Origin of the sequence: Pseudomonas sp. NBRC 111131, assembly GCF_001320525.1 — a bacterium.
Lineage (GTDB): Bacteria > Pseudomonadota > Gammaproteobacteria > Pseudomonadales > Pseudomonadaceae > Aquipseudomonas > Aquipseudomonas ceruminis.
Genome location: NZ_BCBH01000016.1, coordinates 1 through 18,558, shown reverse-complemented (window position 1 = coordinate 18,558; position 18,558 = coordinate 1). Strand labels below are relative to the sequence as shown.

At 52.5% G+C, this 18,558-nt stretch carries 14 protein-coding genes; 7 read left to right on the top strand and 7 right to left on the bottom strand.

Going from position 1 to position 18,558, the window contains the following annotated elements; translation table 11 throughout:
* The first annotated feature begins 30 nt into the window (after positions 1-30).
* Both APH34_RS28720 and gmtX read left to right on the top strand, forming a co-directional pair.
* Positions 31-4,332 carry a VPA1269 family protein gene (locus APH34_RS28720; RefSeq protein ID WP_172455967.1) on the top strand — a complete coding sequence of 1,434 codons (4,302 nt, stop codon included), beginning with the start codon at positions 31-33 and terminating at the stop codon, positions 4,330-4,332.
* 19 nt (positions 4,333-4,351) lie between these two features.
* Positions 4,352-4,975 carry a gamma-mobile-trio protein GmtX gene (gene gmtX, locus APH34_RS15720; protein WP_256215676.1) on the top strand — a complete coding sequence of 208 codons (624 nt, stop codon included), beginning with the start codon at positions 4,352-4,354 and terminating at the stop codon, positions 4,973-4,975.
* Between the two features lie 149 nt (positions 4,976-5,124).
* Here the strand turns inward: gmtX and APH34_RS15715 are convergent, their stop codons facing one another.
* From APH34_RS15715 to APH34_RS15700, 5 genes are all read right to left on the bottom strand, one after another.
* Positions 5,125-6,072 carry an HNH endonuclease gene (locus APH34_RS15715; protein WP_082422826.1) on the bottom strand — a complete coding sequence of 316 codons (948 nt, stop codon included), beginning with the start codon at positions 6,070-6,072 and terminating at the stop codon, positions 5,125-5,127.
* A gap of 172 nt (positions 6,073-6,244) precedes the next feature.
* The gene (locus APH34_RS29245) at positions 6,245-6,949 is read right to left on the bottom strand and encodes a hypothetical protein (protein ID WP_146024568.1); all 705 of its coding nucleotides are present in this window, start codon (positions 6,947-6,949) and stop codon (positions 6,245-6,247) included.
* Between the two features lie 190 nt (positions 6,950-7,139).
* Positions 7,140-8,423 (bottom strand): nucleotidyltransferase, encoded by a 1,284-nt coding sequence (locus APH34_RS15710; RefSeq protein WP_054901955.1) that lies wholly within the window; start codon positions 8,421-8,423, stop codon positions 7,140-7,142.
* Positions 8,416-9,036 carry an SLATT domain-containing protein gene (locus tag APH34_RS15705; protein ID WP_054901954.1) on the bottom strand — a complete coding sequence of 207 codons (621 nt, stop codon included), beginning with the start codon at positions 9,034-9,036 and terminating at the stop codon, positions 8,416-8,418. The genes APH34_RS15710 and APH34_RS15705 overlap by 8 nt, the downstream gene beginning before the upstream one ends.
* 127 nt (positions 9,037-9,163) lie before the next feature.
* Positions 9,164-9,442, bottom strand: a complete 279-nt coding sequence (locus APH34_RS15700) for a DUF3892 domain-containing protein (RefSeq protein WP_054901953.1) — start codon at positions 9,440-9,442, stop codon at positions 9,164-9,166.
* Between the two features lie 450 nt (positions 9,443-9,892).
* On the opposite strand from APH34_RS15700, the gene APH34_RS15695 reads away from it, so the two are divergent.
* From APH34_RS15695 to APH34_RS15680, 4 genes are all read left to right on the top strand, one after another.
* On the top strand, positions 9,893-11,848 hold the full coding sequence (locus APH34_RS15695) for an ATP-dependent endonuclease (RefSeq protein ID WP_054901952.1): 1,956 nt from the start codon (positions 9,893-9,895) through the stop codon (positions 11,846-11,848).
* Positions 11,845-13,509 (top strand): UvrD-helicase domain-containing protein, encoded by a 1,665-nt coding sequence (locus APH34_RS15690; RefSeq protein WP_054901951.1) that lies wholly within the window; start codon positions 11,845-11,847, stop codon positions 13,507-13,509. The genes APH34_RS15695 and APH34_RS15690 overlap by 4 nt, the downstream gene beginning before the upstream one ends.
* A gap of 242 nt (positions 13,510-13,751) precedes the next feature.
* Positions 13,752-14,009 (top strand): hypothetical protein, encoded by a 258-nt coding sequence (locus APH34_RS15685; protein ID WP_054901950.1) that lies wholly within the window; start codon positions 13,752-13,754, stop codon positions 14,007-14,009.
* 85 nt (positions 14,010-14,094) lie between these two features.
* A complete protein-coding gene (locus APH34_RS15680; RefSeq protein ID WP_054901949.1) occupies positions 14,095-14,832 on the top strand; it encodes a hypothetical protein in 738 nt (245 codons plus the stop codon).
* A gap of 566 nt (positions 14,833-15,398) precedes the next feature.
* Here the strand turns inward: APH34_RS15680 and APH34_RS15675 are convergent.
* On the bottom strand, positions 15,399-16,430 hold the full coding sequence (locus APH34_RS15675) for a hypothetical protein (protein WP_054901948.1): 1,032 nt from the start codon (positions 16,428-16,430) through the stop codon (positions 15,399-15,401).
* Between the two features lie 149 nt (positions 16,431-16,579).
* Here APH34_RS15675 and APH34_RS15670 point away from each other — a divergent pair, with 149 nt between their 5' ends.
* Positions 16,580-17,074, top strand: a complete 495-nt coding sequence (locus APH34_RS15670; protein ID WP_054901947.1) for a hypothetical protein — start codon at positions 16,580-16,582, stop codon at positions 17,072-17,074.
* Positions 17,075-17,440: 366 nt separating this feature from the next.
* Here the strand turns inward: APH34_RS15670 and APH34_RS15665 are convergent.
* The coding region (locus tag APH34_RS15665) for a TIGR04141 family sporadically distributed protein (protein ID WP_054901946.1) at positions 17,441-18,558 on the bottom strand (1,118 nt) is incomplete at its 5' end.

The following is an 18,558-nucleotide window of genomic DNA, read 5'->3' as shown; positions in this document are numbered from 1 at the left end:
AATTTATGGTTAATTCGTCGGGGTCTTTACGTGAATATTGAAGCAGGGCAAATCGAATTTTTGGGGTTCTATACTGACTATGAAGAGTGCCGTGCGGTGGTCTATCGCATGGGTATCTTGACAGCTAAGCAATATGAGTCTCGTCGTCATGCAGATCCGAGACTTCCCCCCGATCCATCTCTCATTTACAAAGAGTTCAAAGGTTGGAAATCTTTTTGCGAACAAAAGGAAAGATACAACACATTTGAAGAGTGTAAGGTGGCCGCTCGTGCCCTGAATATCACTACACAACGCGAATATTTGAGAAGACGGCGTGAAGACCCGAAACTTCCACAAAACCCTGAGCAGATCTTCAGCGAAGAGTTCCTGGGGTGGGAGGAGTTCCTGGGTATCGGTGGAGTGCCCTATGAAACATATGAAGAGGCATCAGCCGCTGCGGTGCGCCTTGGATGCACGAATAAAGCGTACTATCGCCAACGACGCAAGGAAGACCCTCGCCTAGTGGCAAGTCCAATGGCGCATTACTCCCAACATTGGAAGGGCTGGGATCACTTTCTCAAGCGTGGGGCTTATGCCGAAGTGAGGGTGCATGTCTCTGCTTTAGACGCAGTGACCGAATTCAATGACGTCCGTGCACCGATTGGAAAAGCTACCCGAACGCCAGTCCCACGGCTCAGACCAGGTCTGGTGGCAATCGAATTCATGAGTCTGAATGATGCAAAGAGGCTCATGAAAGAAAGAGGCGTAGTGCTGCAAAGAGAATATCGAGAGCTACTTGCTGAGTTCCCTAATCTCCCGCCTGACCCAATGACCCATTACGGCGATGCCTTTGTGAACTGGGACGTCTTCTTGGGTCGGCCAGAGATATATAAGACTTTCGAGGAATGCCAGAAAGCAGCGCAAGCGCTGGGGATTGTAGGTTGGCGAGATTATATGTTACGCCGGCACGAAGACCCACGGCTACCATCGGAGCCCCAGCAGTTTCCTGAATTTCTCACGTGGGAACATTTTTTGGGAAAGGCCGATATTCCCTATCCCACATATGAAGAGGCTTCGACGGCAGCTCGGAATTTGGGGATCACGAGTCGTGATATTTATACGCGCCGTCGAAAGGAAGATCCACGCTTGGTCGCTAGCCCGCAACGCCAATATCCCAATGAATGGAAAGGTTGGGGAGAGTTCTTGCAGGCGACTGTGAAGCGTAAACCAAAATCAGCTGCGCTTTTCGCACAATATTACGCAACCTATGAAGAGTTCGTTGTAGCGGCTAGGAAGCATGATTTTCGTAATCAAGCAGATTACAAAAAGCGATGCGTAATTGATCCTAAACTACCTAAAAACCCGGTATGCGTTTATGCAGATAAGTGGGTTGGTTGGGGGCTGGCATTAAAGGGGGAGGAGGGTTTCAAACCGCTTGATTGGAAGGTATGTAAAAAAATTGCGCTGGCATATAGGTTCACTGGCCCTACAGATTATGCAGAACGCTACAAGGTTGACCCTCGTCTGCCGGCCGATCCCGTCAAAAAATACCCTGGGTTTCCCGGATGGAAGGTATTTCTTTTGCCTGAAGAAATCGTCAGCCTAGATGATCTCAAGCATGCAGTGAAGGTGTTGAAGCTTAAAAGTCGCGATGAATACATTGAGGCTTGTAAAACTATTTCTATTCTACCAGGGGATCCCGAAGTTGTATTTGCGCTAGCGTGGGTCGATTGGTACGACCTACTGGGGAAAATCACCCCTTACAGCTACGACGAAGTCCAACAAATTTTTCAGGCGAGTGGATGTAAAACTTGGGATGACGTCTCAAAGCGGGTTCGCGAGTTGAATGATCCTCGGATCCCTAACGTTAACCATTTTCCCAAAATTTATAGCCAATGGTCGAACGTTTACGATTTTCTAGGAGGAGAACTCCCCTACACACTTGAGTATGTGACTAAAGCGACGGCTGGCTGGGTTGAGGACGTCAAGCGCTTTATTAAACACAAACAAAAAAAAGGAACTGTTGAATCCTCAATTTGTAGATTCCTTCGTCATTTCGTTGAGCCACATGGTCTGGGTAGCAATGTCATTGAGTTCATGCTGCTGGACAAGATTAATGTCCGTCAGTACGAAGAGTTTCTTTGCAGTATGCAAAGTCCAAATACGGCTCGCTTGGTTTGGAGCTATGTGCATGAATTTTTGGAGGATGCACTGCGCGTTCATTTCACTGAAGAGGACGAGGATACTGGGGATGTTTATCGAGTAGTGGGTGCTGCTAACCCCTTGGCAGCGGCGGAATTTGACGGGTATAAAAGCTCTCCTAGTGAAAGTGTTAAACCAGTACTTGCTTTCCATTTTGTAAATTCGATCCGTGACTGGATTGTACCAGAGGGCGCAAAGACGCTGGGAGATCTCAAGGCACTTCATGGCTTTGACAGTGATTATCATAAAGTGCCTGCGTCTGTAATCGACTTTGATGACCCTAATTGCGTGTGGCGCAAAACTGGCAATGATTATTACCTCTGGTATCCGGGGCATTGGATAGCGCTACTTGCTCTTGTTTCCGTGCCAGCCCGTGGTCGGCAGATCATGTACAACGACTCTGGGGAGGCGGATGAGTATATCGCTGAGCTTGTCGATGGGAAGTTGGTTTGGACGCTCAATACGAGACCCATGGCTACTCCAGGTGTCCAGCAGGCGTTTGTCACAAACACGGACGGTGGATGGGGAATGCATTTCACATCCAATAAGACCGATGCAAACGGTGAAGGGTATAGCGTCCCCTGGATTCCGGAGCAGTTGGCCTACTGGCTGGTTGTCTTAAGGCGTTGGCAGGAAAAGTACAACCCAGTAACGGCCCCTACAAAATGGACTGAGTGTCAGAGCCGATGCAATTTTTCGCATGCAGATTTGGCGAAAAAGGGACAGAACGTATTCCTATTCAGGGCTCTTAACGAAAATCAGCCACCCTTGTTCAACGATCATATGAAGAAGCGGCTCTGGGCCGCGCTTTATCACATTCAGCCTGACGATCTGGAGCTTGCTCAATACCGAGGGAATCCTGAGAATCCTCAGGAGCGTATTGTTCTGGGTCGATACAGTTCGAAATTTACGCCGCATAGCATGCGAGTGAGCCTGATCACCGCCTACATCATGGATGGTGGGATGGATCCAACGGTGTTGATGAAGGTTGTAGGCCACGCCTCGATAGTGATGACAATCTACTATGCGAAGCTCACGACTGCTCATGTCCGACACATTATGACGGAGGTTGAAAAGCGTGCCCAACTGAACGAGGCTCGTGATCTTCAAATCATGATCGAGCAACGTGAAGTGGAGAAGCTTCGTCCTTTGCTGGTTTCTAGTACCGCTGAAGCATTGGATATGTTGCTGTCGGAACGGGCTGGCACGCAGCTTGTGCGGGACTATGGAATTTGCCCCTATGCTGGTTCCCGCTGCCATGACGGCGGTGCAGCCCATAAAGGTAAATACTGGCTGCCTGTCGCAAGTGGTCATCTGGGTGAGCAGAATTGCCCACGCTGCAGGCATCTCGTCACTGGCCCAGTATTCCTCGGCGGGATGACAGCCTTGTGGAACGAACTGTCGTTGAACGTTCGGCTTCAATACGATCAGTATGCCGATTTGGAGCGCAGGATTGCGAAATACCGACAGCGGTTGGATGAGATTCGGTATGAGCGTTTTGATCAGATTGGGGTCAAGGACTTTGATGATACTGAGAAGAACCGCATAGGTGTGGCGATGCGTAAGCTTGCCTCCGAAGTCGAGACCGTCGCAAAAAAAATGGACATGTACCTGTGCGACATGCAGGCACTGACGAAGCTTATCGAAAAATCTCGTATCGTGCTGAACAGCCAAGCTGAGGCGGAAGGAGCCTCCGAGGGTCAGGGCCTCCAACTCATCGTCAGTGATAAAAGCGAGGTGCAGGTTGGGTTTGAGGAAACATCCTTGTTCCAACAGCTCCATGAGGTTTGTGTCAATGCCACTATTTACGATTCAGTATCGGCGGTCATGGCCACGCCTCGCCGCTCACAGATGATCGACCGCATGACCTTGAGCAACGGTATTCGACCAGTGATGTTTGAGCTCAGCGAGGATGAGCAACTGAAGCTAGGTAACCAGATCGTCGAGTTTTTCAAGCGCCGCTTGAGCAGCTCCGAACGTATAGATCAACTCATCAACGGTGACATCAAGCTGGAAGATCTGCATGGCTTGGAGGAGATCACCCACAGAGAGTACGCGGACTTGCTTTCATCTGAGCCATTGCTGGGATTGTCATACGCTGGGCCGACGGCTGTTCCAAGTGGGGCTTTCGATGTTGAAGTCCTGGTATGATCACAGGCATGCTTGACGAGTGGAAGAACTGTGGATTGAGATGATGTCACCCGAAGAAATGCTCGCACACTTGTGCAACAAATCGCCGAAGCAAAAGGACTACCTGCAGGCTGTATATGCGGTCTGCAAGGAGCACGCCGAATCGGGTAGCACTGACTTTTCTGTGGCCACGATCGCGCGCATTGGCGCCGAGCGTGGCGTTCCAAAAGCCCAGAGCATCAGGAATAAGACCGGCGAAAACTACCGCGCTTTGATTTCAACCTTCGCCACTTCCGATGAAGCGCGCAAGCGACCTCCCAGGCCGCGTAGATCCGACGCCTGGGCCGATGAGATCGAAGACGTCAAGCAGCGCCTGCTGACTCAGCAAGTCCTTGCGGAGCTTGCTCAAGCTCAGCGCACCATCAAAGAGTTTATCCCACCTGGTATGGTGATTCGTGTCGACGACCGAAAGCACACAGGTGCGCCGGAGTTCAAGCTGACGCCGTTTGAACGTGAGGCCCTGGAGCACTTGCTTTCGGATGAGTTTCTGCAGCGATGGCGGCTGCAGCGGGGCAAGCGCGGGGATGTCTTGGACGGTAAAGGTACCCCGTTGTTCATGCCAGGCACTCTCCAGGCGTTGGAGAAGGCTCTCAAGCATCTCTAGGCGATCGCCGATGCTCGGCCCTCATGTTCACCTAGGGTCGAGCTGTATCGTGGGGCTGAGAGCTTTCCGCTGCACCTACAGGTGTCCTCCATCGGTGGAGGAGGGATGATGTATTTGGCATCACCAGCTCTTCGATAAATCTTGTGTCCTCAAGCCTCATCATGCATCTGCAGGCTGTCTAAGGCCTGCAGGTCGCAGACCCCTTTGAGCTCAGTAAAATCAATGTAGATATCTTGTTCACCTTCAGCATACGAAGCGATGCGGTACTCTGGGAAGATGAATAGCATTCCATACGTGAGGATGGTGAAGAGGGAGAAGTTTTCTTCGGTCGGTTTTGTGCCCAAATTCAGCGAAAACTCTTCGTATCTACCCGTAGCGGCAAGACGGTTGCGAATGAAGTCTGCCAGTGTGGGTAACCGCTGCAGATCTCCCAGGAGGTACTCCAGAGTTACAGGGCGGAAGGGCGAAAGTGTGTAGTTAAGCACCCGGGTTTCGCGGGCCCCATGGGCGGCCCCGGGATGGTAGGTGTCGATTGCATACCGGATGCTTATGACCCGCTCATCACGTCGCACTATCTCATAGCTGCCCTTGAGACTTGCAGGCCAATTGCGGAGGTGTTCGGGGAGGCTCCCGGGATCTTTTTCCCATTCGGCTTGGCCAGACTGGAACTCTGCCAAAAGCTCAAGACCCCAGGCCTCAATGTTTCGAGACACAATGCGTTCAAGTGGATTTGGGAAATCCGGAAAATCGAACTGAAAACGGAAGCCTGGCGAAGATCGATTTATCTCTTTCAAGCGTCGTTTGATTTCAACGGCTTCTGCTTGAAAGGTGCCGTTATCATGACGCCCGAATTCCTTGGCCAGGTTTTCCTTGTAAATAAGCAGCGACTTCCGGTCGATGTCACCTTGGTGTGCCCGGCGGTGGCAGATAGGGCAGAGTGCGATCAGGTTGGAATATTCGTGCTTCTGGCAATCAGCCCAAGGAACAATGTGGTGGACGTCGAGCTCGGTTTGATTGCACCGAGGAATGGCGCAGCGGTGGCCAGCCTCCACCAGCACGGCTCGTCGGATGTCAGCAGGAATGTCTGGTCGGCTCAATGAATGATCTCCAAGCCTTGATACTTAACTGGTTAAGATTATGGGTGGCAGACGACAGGTTTGCGAGGTCAGAAGAGTGAGAGCGCGGCCCGCGGTGTGAAGGCCGGCCTGTTCTTTAGCCCACTTCCAGCTCCGAATAGGGAGGTAAGACAGGGTGTTTCCTTGTGGTGTGCTAATTTGATCGCTCATCTCCATACATCTCTGAAACTTTTTCAAGATTAGAGACGTAGATCTGTGATTTCAACCATAGTCCTGCCTTCACCATCGGATCATTCGATTCTTTGTATCCTTGAAATATATTATCAAAACCCCTTACCACCAAGTATACTCCAGCGGTTAATAAAACAACATATAAGTCAAAGTTCATGGAGCTAAACCAATTTTCTGCTCCGAAAGAGCGGTATGAGGCAATGCTTACCCCAGCCACTATTTCCGACAAACCGTAGGAGACGCGCCAAAATGTTCGGACTGCGAAAAATATCACTCCAACAATAAATGTTAATAGTCCGACAAGTAAAGAGGATTTATAGGTTTGGGCGATATGGCTGGACGCATACTCCCAGAGCTCAGTCAATGAAAAAATGCTACCCAAAATAATGCTAAAAAGTACTGTGCCAAATAAGATTGTTCCAGCTGCGGCCCGCACCCCCGATAGCAACCTTCGTCCCATGCTAAGTTTGGAGCCGGCAGCGATTGAGAGAAAAAATGAAAATATAGAAAAAATGAGTGATATAGTCAGCGGGAGTTTGAAGAACTGCCATCCGCGGACAGTGACAGCATAACCAAGGCACATGACTATCACTAAACTAAAAGCAACCCCCAAAGGCCCTTCTATTTTTAAGGCCCAATCCTTGCCTTTAGAAGTTATCAGGCTCACATCTCCCCCCATGAACAATTTCCCCTACAAATTATTGATTTATGTCAAGTGTAAGTTGGATTCGCCATGCGCACCTCTCGCACGCTACCACCCAGACTGCAAAGTTTGATGCCTCAGGATTTATTGTCAATCTGTAGATTAGGGTAAAAATTTGGCAGGTTTGTGTGGGACTCTACACCCCCTGCAGCAGTCAGATCGGGACGACGATCCGGCTTCGAGCCACGCATACGTTCTCTTTGACGGCATAGCACTCCACGTAGTGGTCGCCCTGGAAGGTAGAGTGTTCAGTGATCTGTCGGTAACCGCTGTCGATGCGAATCTGGCCGCGGATCATGTCGCGCTCAATAGCCTGAGGCCCGACGTTCTTCACCTTCCAGTAAATTTTGTATGGTGGTGGAACATCGATCTCGGAGACCCAGAACGTCAATTCACGCTGCCTGGGAATACGATACGCGATGACGCGTGACATGAGGTTGCGCAGCCGGTCGCCCTCATTTTTGACCGAGCAATCGATGCGCAGGGTGTACTGGATGTCGAGACTGAATTTTTGACCGATGAACTGCTCGGCGTTTTTGACGCGGTTCTCTGCGATTGCCTGTTTCTTTTCCTGCTCGACATATTCTGGGAAGTGCTCGCCGAACACAGTGCTCCACCGCTCATGGGCAACCTCGGCATCATCCAGCGCCTCCTGTAAGCGTCTCAGGGCCTTCTTGGCCTTGGGATGAAAGTTGCCTGATTTGGTGACGATGGAGCCACTGCCGGGTGCACGCCATTGCTCCTTCTCTTCATCGATATCAACCAGGTAGGCGAAGAAGTCACGGGTCATTTCGCTGTAGGCGGCATAGGACTTGGTGTCGTAGTCCGTCGTCTCCTTGAGGAACTGGTAGCAAAGGGTATCGATCAGCATTCCCTTCAATGGCACACCATGGTCGTTTTTCCAAGCTCGCACCATTTTGCATAGACGCTTGAGATTATGATTTTTGTCCTGGTTCAGCGCGTTGATCTCATCGATTTCAGCGACTGGGTTACAGGTTTTCCAGCTGCCTCCGTCATTGGCATCGGGGTAGGTATAGCTGCCATCTTCATGCTCGAATGCCGGAAGCACCTCGACCACGTAGTCCGAGAAATTTATCGATACTACCTGCTGCTGGGCCCTCACCTCATGGTTCGGGAAGCGTTCTTTCAGAGCCAGGCGAATCTCACCGAGCAGTGACGATTGCTTGTTGTTCTCGTAGCGCTGAAAACGGTCGTACACCGACCACGGGAGCACGAAGGCCATGTCCAGATCGCTCACGCCATGGACTGCGGTATGTCGACCGTACGATCCGACCTGGCGGCAGTGAAGTGTCTCTGAGGTGCTGTCGTAGTATTTTTCGTTGAGCTTCTCGGTAATCTGCCGGTAGCTTTTGGAGATCTCGTCGGCATTTTTGACCGCCAGGTTTCTACGAAACTGCTCGAAAAGCTCTTTACTCATGGGTGCAGGCTTCCTTCAGCGAGAGGAGAAGTTCCGGATGCGTGGCAAGCCATGACCCGCCGGCAAGAGCGATCAGAACCACTACGATCAGGGCGTATACGGAAAACGGGATCTTGTCCCTGAAAAACCTAAATTCACGGTGCTCAGCGATCCAATCGATCTGGTGATCCCAAAAGAATTTTTTGTGTGCCAGCCAGCCCGAGAACAGGATGTGTTTCCTCAGGCAGGCCGCCCCGAAATCAGCGGTGATTCGATCCAGTTCGGCTTGATCGGTGGCGGTGAATTGCTGGCTAGATTTACATCGCGCAGACATTACTCTCAGCTGATCAAGCAACTGCGTCAGCTTGTTTCCCGCTTGGAAATATTGCTCTTTGGTGTCCGCGTAGTAGGTGATGTAAAGGCTGCAAATGCCGATCACCGTAATGAGCGCTGAGACATGTTTTGCCGCCAAGAAATCGATGTAGAGCGCTAGTACGCCGATTACCAAGGAGATCAGACCGATCCGCCCAGGGGCATTCTCCACAATGTCGTAGGTGGAGAAGTGAAGCTTGGCGGAGTAACCGACGTCGTAGGCCTTTTCGGCGATCAACTTCAGCGCAACCTGCTGATCCATGTAGCGTACCTGCAGTAAGTCTCATGAGATCGCCTGACTGCCGCAGATGAGCGGTAGGCCGGCGTGTCTGGCTTCTGAGCAGGCGAGAGAGCGGCGTCACCTCCTCGCCTTGAAAGCCGCGGAAGAATCAGATCTGTGGCAAGTTTCTGAGGTTGTCTTTAGCGGTGCGGTTGGGGTTAGCCCTCAGGTAGATGCTTTCATAGACTTCAACATCCGCACCGGTATGCCAGTCCTTGCCGTCGTGATAGCGCGATTTGAATGACACCCCGGTTTGGATGAGTTGAGCAACGAATTTGCGCGGCACTATGAAGTTTTCCTTAGAGACCGATTTTCGAACTCGAACGTATTCGATGTGCTCTTCGGTTTCGTCAAGCTTAATACCATTGATGAAATAAACGTCTGCCATGGGGGGCTCCGATGTAGGGGTGGGTTATCCAGATCTCGGGGCGCAAGTTGCCAATTCAAGGCATGTTTTGGATTTATTTTTTTGGCAAAAAGTTGACGTGAGTTAAGTCAATAAAATGTCATTTATGACATTCGTTTGAATGTGCAGGTTTGTCTTCATGAATCTAGTTGGGGGCTTTTTCTCCAGGAACGGGGACTGGCCTCGCCAGGTGGCACGGCGGAGGCTATCAGGCGCTCAGTCGGAGGGGTAAGTTGGCGATCTGAATTTGTTCGCTGAGCTGCCCTGGCTGCCAATGATTGGTGAGTGTGATGTGAGAAATTTTCTGAGCCACTATTTGGCTACCACGTAACGATGGGCTGGGCTAGGATTGGCCAGCTGCAGCGTTATTCAATCAGAGCGTGCCTGAGTGCGTGGGCCGCCGGTCATGGTTAGCCAGAAGGGATTCGAGCGTTGATACTCAAGCAGATGCGCGTGTGTGGTTTTCAATCGTTTGGTGCGAAACCGGTCACTGTCGATTTCAGAAAACTGACGTTCCTGATTGGCCCCAACGGTTCCGGTAAAACAGCAACGCTGCAGGCGCTCTGCCGACTGTTCTCGATTGATCCTAATCAGCGACGCCTGCGCAAGTCTGACTTCTTCGTTGCGCATGACGAAGAACATAGGCCGGATGAGCGCACGCTGTGGATCGAGGCGGATTTCTACTTCCCAGAGATCGCCGACGAGACCCAGGAACACCCGACCATCCCGTGCAACTTTGGGCATATGCGGTTGGATAACATCAACGGTGTGCCCCGTGTGCGTTACCGCCTGGATGCCTCGCTCGGGCTCGACGATGAGATCGAGCAGAGCCTGCGCTACGTGTCGGAAGTCGACGAAGACGGCAATCCAGTTGCTACGTCCCCGGTACCGCGCGATGAACGTAATCAGATCCAGGTGCACTACTTGCCCGCGCGACGTGATCCGGCTGAACACATCACCTACGGGACAAATGCGCTTCTTGGTCGCTTACTCCGGGCCGTGAACTGGGCGGAGCAGCGCGAAAAGATCAGCCAGCTGTCCGCCGATATCTCCGAGAGCCTCAGCACCAACCCATCAGTGATCAACCTCGGTGATGGGATCGCCAATGCCTGGGGCAGGCTACACAAAGGTAAGTTTTTTAAAGACCCAAGCCTGACGTTCGTCACTCATGAAATCGAGGCATTGCTTAGGCATCTCTCGGTATCCTTTACCCCCGGCCACGGCGAGCAGCAAGTCGATTTCTCTCGTCTGAGCGATGGGCAAAAATCGATGCTCTATCTGACCTTGGTGCTCACCTCCCAGGCCATCGGAAGGGCAGTGCTTAAAGGCGATGATGACTCATTCGACATGGATAAGCTCAAGCCTGCCGTGTTCACCCTCATCGCTCTGGAAGAGCCCGAGAACAGCCTGTCCCCACATTATCTGGGCCGGATCGTATCGTCACTGAAGGATCTGGTGCTCGGTAGAGGAAATTCAGACGCTCAGGCAATGATCGCGACGCATGCTCCATCCATGTTGCGACGCGTCGAACCTGAGCAGATCCGTTACCTCAGACTTGATGAGTCACGCTGCACGGTCGTGACCAGGATCAAGATGCCACCGGACAAGCATGGCGAAGCCTACAAATTTGTCAGAGAAGCCGTTCAGGCGTTTCCTGAAATCTATTTCTCAAGGTTAGTGGTGCTAGGAGAGGGTGATAGCGAGGAGATTGTGTTGCCTCGTTTACTCGCTGCAGAGGGACTTATGGTGGATGAGGCCGCGGTGTGCATTGCACCGCTAGGTGGCCGCCACGTGAACCACTTCTGGCGTCTCCTGAGCGAGCTGAAGATTCCTTACGTGACATTGCTGGATCTCGATGTGGCGCGGCATGGCGGAGGGTGGGGGAGGATCAAATATGTGGCAACACAGCTCAATCTCCATCAGCCCAGTCGGAGCTACATCTCCGCGGAAAAGCTGGATGAAATTCCTGCATGGAACAGCAAGGACTACAAGATTCTCAAGGTTGAGAAGAGCCGTGAATACCCGTCATACATCGCAGGGCTGGAACCTTATGACGTGTTCTTCTCAAGTCCTATGGACTTGGATTTCGCCATGCTCTGCGCTTTTCCAGCAGCGTTCGGTATCGAGGCCAAGCACCTTGTGACACCGAAGGTAGGCCAACTCAGGTCTGTCTTGGGCGACAGCTTCTACGATGAGAAGCAGTACAGCGTTTCTGAGCGACAGTACTTCGCTGCCTACCACAAGCTCTTCAAGGTAGATAGCAAGCCTAAATCGCACATTGAGGCGCTCTCAAGGCTCACGGATGAAGACCTGCGGCAAGGCATGCCGTCATCTCTCAAACGGCTCGTCAAGCATGTGATCAAAATGGCTGGGGAGCTCCACGAATGATCAGGGTCGAGGAGTGGACGCCATCGGACGGAATCGTGCTTGAGCCTAATGCAGATACCGCAGCAAGGGAGCAGATACGCTGTGTAGCGTTGACGGCAGGCCCAGGCTCAGGGAAGTCCGAACTTCTCGCTCAGCGGGCCGACTTCCTGCTCACAACCGGTGTATGCCGTTACCCAAAGCGTATCTTGGCAATCGCCTTCAAAGTTGATGCCAGCAATAACCTGAAGGAACGTGTTTGGCGTCGGTGCGGCGCCGTTTATGCGGGTCGCTTCGACAGCTATACCTTCCATGGTTTGGCCAAGAGAATTGTCGAGCGGTTCCGACCTGTGTTGACAGGCACCGATGCGCTGAACCCGAGCTTCAAGGTTGTTGCCAAGGGCAAGGCTCATCCCGTGCAGACCGAGTTCAAAGAACTCATCCCACTCGCCATCAAGATTCTTGACGCCTATCCGCCGGCGATCAACGCGATACGCCAAACGTACAGCGATGTCTTCCTGGACGAATTCCAGGACTGCACGGATGAACAATACAAGCTCGTGACTAGGCTCTTCGTAGGGTCTGGTCGCCGCGTGACTGCGGTAGGGGATGTGAAGCAGAAGATCATGGGATGGGCGGGTGCCTTGGATGGTGTGTTCGCTAGGTTCGTCGAAGACTTCGATGCGCGACACCTCAATATCTACCGCAACTTCCGGTCACTGCCTCACCTGCTTAGGCTTCAGAACGACATCATCAAAGTGCTCGATCCTGCATCGGAAATGCCTGGGAGTTTGCTCACTGGCCAAGGGGGTGAGATTCATTTGCTGCGCTATGCCGATTGCGAAGATGAGGCCCGTGACCTCGCCGAGCGAATTTCGCATTGGGTCAACGTTGAGGGAATCGCACCCGCAAAGATCGCGATACTTACGCGTGCTCAGCCCGAGGCCTACTGCGTGCGTTTGACTTCCGAGCTGGAGAGCTGGGGTATCAGCTATCGGAACGAAAACAAGGCACAGGACATCTCCACTGAGCCTATTGCCCAGGTCATCGTGGATTACCTGCTTTGTATCTATGGCCTGCGAGAGCCCAAGGCTTGGACGCGTCTAACTCGCCGGATCATTCCTTCGGAGGACGACGCCGACGGTAAGCTCAAGAGCAATTGGAGTCGTTATGTCAAAGAGGCGCGCAAGTCGGCCGCGGCTGATATGGTTGGCAAGACGTATGCTCAGCGGTGGGAGCTCCTGGAAGAGTTTCTGACGATGGTGGGGCAGACGTTACTGGCCGGCCTGTCTCATGATTACCAGTCCCGAGAGCATCTACGCGAGCTCATCGAGAGCGTCAAAACCTACATTGACGAAGCCATGGTCAGAGAACCCGACCTTCTTCAAGCGCTGGCTCAGCTCTCAAATGACCAGTCGATACGAATACTCACCGTGCACAAGAGCAAAGGCTTGGAGTTCGACACAGTCGTATTGCTTGGCGTAGAAAGTCAGGCCTACTTCGGTGACCTCCATGAGAGCCGATGCACATTTTTTGTCGGCGTATCACGTGCAGAGCGACGACTTGTGGTGACAACGGCGGAGCATCGGGACAATCTCGGGCAGGTCAACCACTGGAAGGTATCCCGCACAGCCCAAGCTGAATTCCTAGGGTACGTGAGTCCTTGGATCACCCATTCTAACTGATCATGGAAAACGATCGGCAAACCGCGCAGCGCCATCCCAACCTACGCAGGTGTTGGTTGATCGTTGCCGTGAAACGGCTAGCTGCCTGAAAATTCCGCCTGAGAAAGATCCGGGGCTTTCAATTCCTACAAGCGCTTCTCAAGGTCTATGCCTCAACCCCCACATCCGGGCAGTGCTGGCACCTATGACGAGGTTCGGCAATCGCTGGAGGACTACCTCGCGCCGTTCAAAGGTGAGGCCTAATGTGGTGCTCCTGGGGTGATTACGATGCCAAGCAATTAGCCATGGATGCCGACCGGAAGATCTGCGAACCCATGCTTGCCGGCCTGGCACACACGAACGCCAAAAAGTGGCACTGGAAAGTGCTGAACTGCCGTGCAATGGCCCTCCGGCCTGCAGTTGAAGACTGGGGCATCGAGTGGTCAGGCCAGTATCACAGAGGTATCGATGCCGCTCGAAACTTGGGCGTGCTGGTAGGTGAGATCCTGCGAGCTGGCTGATCCGGCTGGGCTGGCAGTATCATGTCAGTTTGAGTGCAAATGGGCCCTGCGGGGCCCTTTTCTTTGGGTGAAGGAAGAAACGGCAATGCTGGATTGGTGGGACAAATATCGGGACAAGGCATTGCTGGTCGCATTCGGGGTGGCTTTTGTACTGCTTGTGTTGGTGAAGGTGAAGCTGGACGTCCCGGCTTTTATGAAAGGGCCGGGCTGGAAAACCTGGATCGATTTTTTCCAATCAGATGCCTTCGAAGATATAGCTGGCGATACCCTTACTGGCTTGATAAGCGGCTATATTTTTTATGTCTTGGTACAGTGGATGCCAAGGGTCAACGCTGAGCGAAAAGCCAAAAAACTGTTGAATTCGCTGGTTTCCGGACACGTTGAAAGCTTCCAAAAAGCAGAGATTTTCGGTCATTCACGATCTCTGGCAGAATTTGATGAGCTAAAAATTGGTGATATTGAGGGCAACCTCCAAACGCTCCAAGGGGAGACTGAGGTGTCTAGCTTGCTGGCGATTTCCTACATGAGCAAGTGGAGCCATCAAATGATGTCGGATTCGCTGCAGGTAGCTCTGATGCTAGGAATTCCACAAGCACAGCTTTGGATGGAGCTGACTTCCAGGGTGGCTAAGATCAAGTACCTGTCCGAGGAGGCTGATAAGGGTGGGGTTCTTGGGCGACAGCGCCAAGCAGTGGACACGATAGGCGCCGTAGTAATCGGGAAAGAGGCTTGTGAGGCGGATCAGAAATGGCACGAGGAAATAAAGTCTCAGTCCACGAAATTCTTCGAGTTGGCAAAGAAATGGGAGAAGATCAACAGCTAAGCAAGGTGGATTGAATAATTATACTCATGCAGCGCTGCACTTTACTATCGAGGTGCAGGATTGCTTCTAATTGAATTATTGAATAGAACGAAAAATCTATTGAGAGCTAACTTCCTTTCGGTGTGCTTCAGACCTAAACTCAGACCCAAATGGGCACACGTAAATGCCAGATGCTGGGCCCATCGTGTTTAAGAAGCCAGAGCATTGCGATAGTAGAGCAAATATTTGCTTTTCTCGACAGTTTGTTGTGGGGCTGCTAATCGCTTCTTGGTGTTGGCTGGAAAGCCTGATGAAACAAGTAGTGCAATTATCACCGATACCCCATCCAATACTATTCACCCAATATTCCTACTCTCCCCCTACCCAAACACCCCAAACCCCCTCAACCCGAGCCCCCATAAACCCCTTTTGTCCCCGTCAAATTACCAAATCACCGCATACTATCTACTCACTACTACTACCTCTTCGGGTGCTTTGCCCACGAGCTTTGCAAGCAAAGACACCCCAGCTAGCCCTCCTGGAGAGCCAAGAAAAACATACGCAGAGGGCAGCAGGGTAGGGTGCGATCACGCAGCAGGAGGCCTGACCAGAACCAGAGATTCGTCGTCCTGTTCGTACACTTCAGGTATGGCTTCCTCACCAGGAAACTCCATTGCCACCAGAGCTTTCGCTTGGTTGAACGCTCGGTGGATAGAGTGACCAAATCCGATAGCTGAGTAGAACTGTGCAGCGAAGAAGCGAGCGGGCAGATCGCCAACATCGCGGTTCATGCCTATCGCTGCTGGTACGTGCCGGATACATGCTGCGGCTTGGTTAAACGAAAAACAGGTGTTGAAGAAGACGAGCTTCAGGTTGTCGGAGCCGATTGCCATGGCGCTCACGATACCCTCCAGTGGGACATGCTTTGCGTTCCCCTGGTCATCCTGGAGTACCAGCGTGTCAGCACTTGTGCCGTGGCCGCTGAAGTGGACAATGGTCGGTTTAAGCTCGTTTATGGCTTGGAACACATCCATGGGCCTAACCGCCCAGCGGGTATGAAATTCAAGCACGTCCCGATGTGCGGATGCCCTGATCTTCTCGCCAATCAGACGCGCTTCCTCATCCAGCAGTAGCCTGTTGCTTTTATCGCTACCGGGGTCAGCTGCGAAGAACACCACCGTGATTTTCTCAGGCAGTGCTTTTAGCTTCTCGATCTCTCTGGCAGTTTGATCGTGCAGTTCTTCATGACGGGTCAATCCATCGTTGATCTCCCTCAAGCGCTGCTCCTGTGCAGCATCCAGGCGCTGCTGTTCACGCTTGAGCGCCTGGGCCAGACGCTGTTCACTCTGGGCTAGCCGCTTCTGAGCTTCGAGGATCTTCTTCTCTAGTTGGCTGACATCAGAAAGCGCTTTGGTCTGTTCGCTCTGGTAGCGTTGGGCATCACGTAGCTTAGATTTCACCGTACTAGCGGAAGAGGTCTTGCTGGCTGCGGCGCTTGCATCGGCGCTTTTCTTGCCGGCATTCGCCGCCGCCTTGACCTTCTTTACTTTGTCGCCCTGTAGCCTGGCGATGGTGCGTTGATGCTGCTCCACTTGGGTGCGATAGAGGCTGATGCTCACCGGTAGGATCCTTTCTGTAGGCGCAGGGTGCCCAGCAGGGCGCTGGAGGCGCTATCATAGTGCCACTCCCGCATGTGCGATCGCTACAGCTAGCCATCACAGCCAAGCCTTGCCGCACGACGCACTGCCAGCAATCTTTGGATGGTCTTATGGACGAAACCATTTCCTACCTGAAAGACAGGTTCAAGGATGAGCAAGACCGCTTCAATCACGTCGAGAACAAGAGCGCGCGATTCTTCACGGCGGTCTCGATTCTAATTGCAGGCCTCAGCGCAATCGCAGGCCTCAAGAACGGGGTCATTTTTCAGCTTGGATCGCCGCTGGCCATCCTGACCTTCATTGCCTTCATCGTGGCTGCGTTCGCCATTGCCTGTGCGTGGGGGCACGCCCTGAGCGCACTTCGCATCAAGGACTACCCGAACCTCCCGTCCTCCCGCGCCACTGGCGAGTATTTGATTGCCGTGGATGACGAAGGGCAGAAGAAGCACATCTACAACTGCTACATCGATACGCTTGAGGCGCTTAAGGTCACCGTAGCGGAGAAGACCAAGCCCCTGGATCTCGCATACCAGGAAATCACTATCGGAGCGGGTGCCTTCGCAGCGCTCGCTGTTCTAGTCACCTTGAGGGAGCTAATTGCGTGACCGACCAGAAGAAACCAAGCAATAGCGAGCAAACGCGTGTTCCGCCACCGCCGCCTACAACTGAATACCAACGGCGCGCTGAGGAGCCTCCTGTTAACCGTCAAGGCACAACAGACCGTCGTCGCTGAGCCGTCACTCCAGCCGAGGGGCAAGCCAACCAGGTCAGGTAGACCCACAAGCTATGTAGGTCAACCAGGCCTGGTAAGCTCATCAATATCATCAATCCCTCGACTCTCAAGGGGGAGCGATTGCCCTTCATCGAGAAGGGATTAGTACAGCTGCAAACAACAATGCGACGTAGGGCAATCAATGCTCGTGTCATCACAACAAACAATCTAGGCATTGTTTTGGGTAAACGTCAGCGAGTTAATTGCCAATTCGGCACACCTCGACCTGGTAGCCCATCGCACCAAGCCTTTGTGCAAATTGCCTGAAGTTCACCTTCGAGAAAAACGGCATGTGCAGTTCTGCATTGGGTTGCATGATGGCGAACACGATTTTGTTGCGCGGCTGTGTGCCTGGGTTGAAAGCGAATTGGAACCCTCCCAGATCTGCGAGGTGTGCGTTCACCTGGGTAACAACGTCCGGGGAGTTGATCAGAGCCTCAGCAGACACGTAAGCCTGAGAGAAGAGGTGGCTGAGCACGCTAGACGACGAGTACTTTTTGACGTGGATGATGTGGTGATCCGGTGTGAGCAAATCACAGAACTCGAACGGGCCGCCTGCGCCTGTAAGTCTTACCAGCTTCTGGTCGAGCAGATAGAAATTTACGTTATCGGCAATGCGCCTCAGGTAGGCGCCTTCGTGGTCAGTGCGATAGGAGGGGAACTCCAGGTTGCACGGAGTTGCAGCCTCAAAAAAGCGATTCACTTGCTCGGTATAGTCGCGATCGATCTGATACCAGTCACCTTCGCTGAGTAGGTAGATTTTGCCTTCGTGCTCAATTTCCGCCTCAAGACACATGTACAAAGGCCAGGTGGCAAGTCGTTGCTCGTCAGCCCCGTAGAGGTAGATGCGCTCAGAATCCAGCGCTGGGCGGGTGACGCCGCCCAGTAAGTGCTTGGCGAGCAGCGCTTGTCTAAGATCCAGGTCAAATGAGATCACTGGGCCATTGTGCGAACGCGCACTACGTTTGACATAGCTAAAGCCGCTGACATCATTTCCGAGCATTTCAGGTGCAGCTGCGCGGACGCAGTCAAACCGCTCGGCATTCATCGCTTCCACGAGCACACGATCTAAATGTCCTTCGAGTGCCGCATCTCGCACCGGGACGATGAAGTCCATCCAGGGATATTTTTCCTTGCAGTGATCATCTTCGTAAGCCGTCAACAAACGAAGCGCGATTTCTGGGAAGTCTTCAAGCTTGACGTCGGAATGTAAGGCCAATGAGTCCGAGCCGCTGACGTACTCGCCTTCATCTTGATCGTTCTCCACGATCCCGGTCAGCGACTTGAGGATCTCCGAATCGAACTTGAAGTCGAATG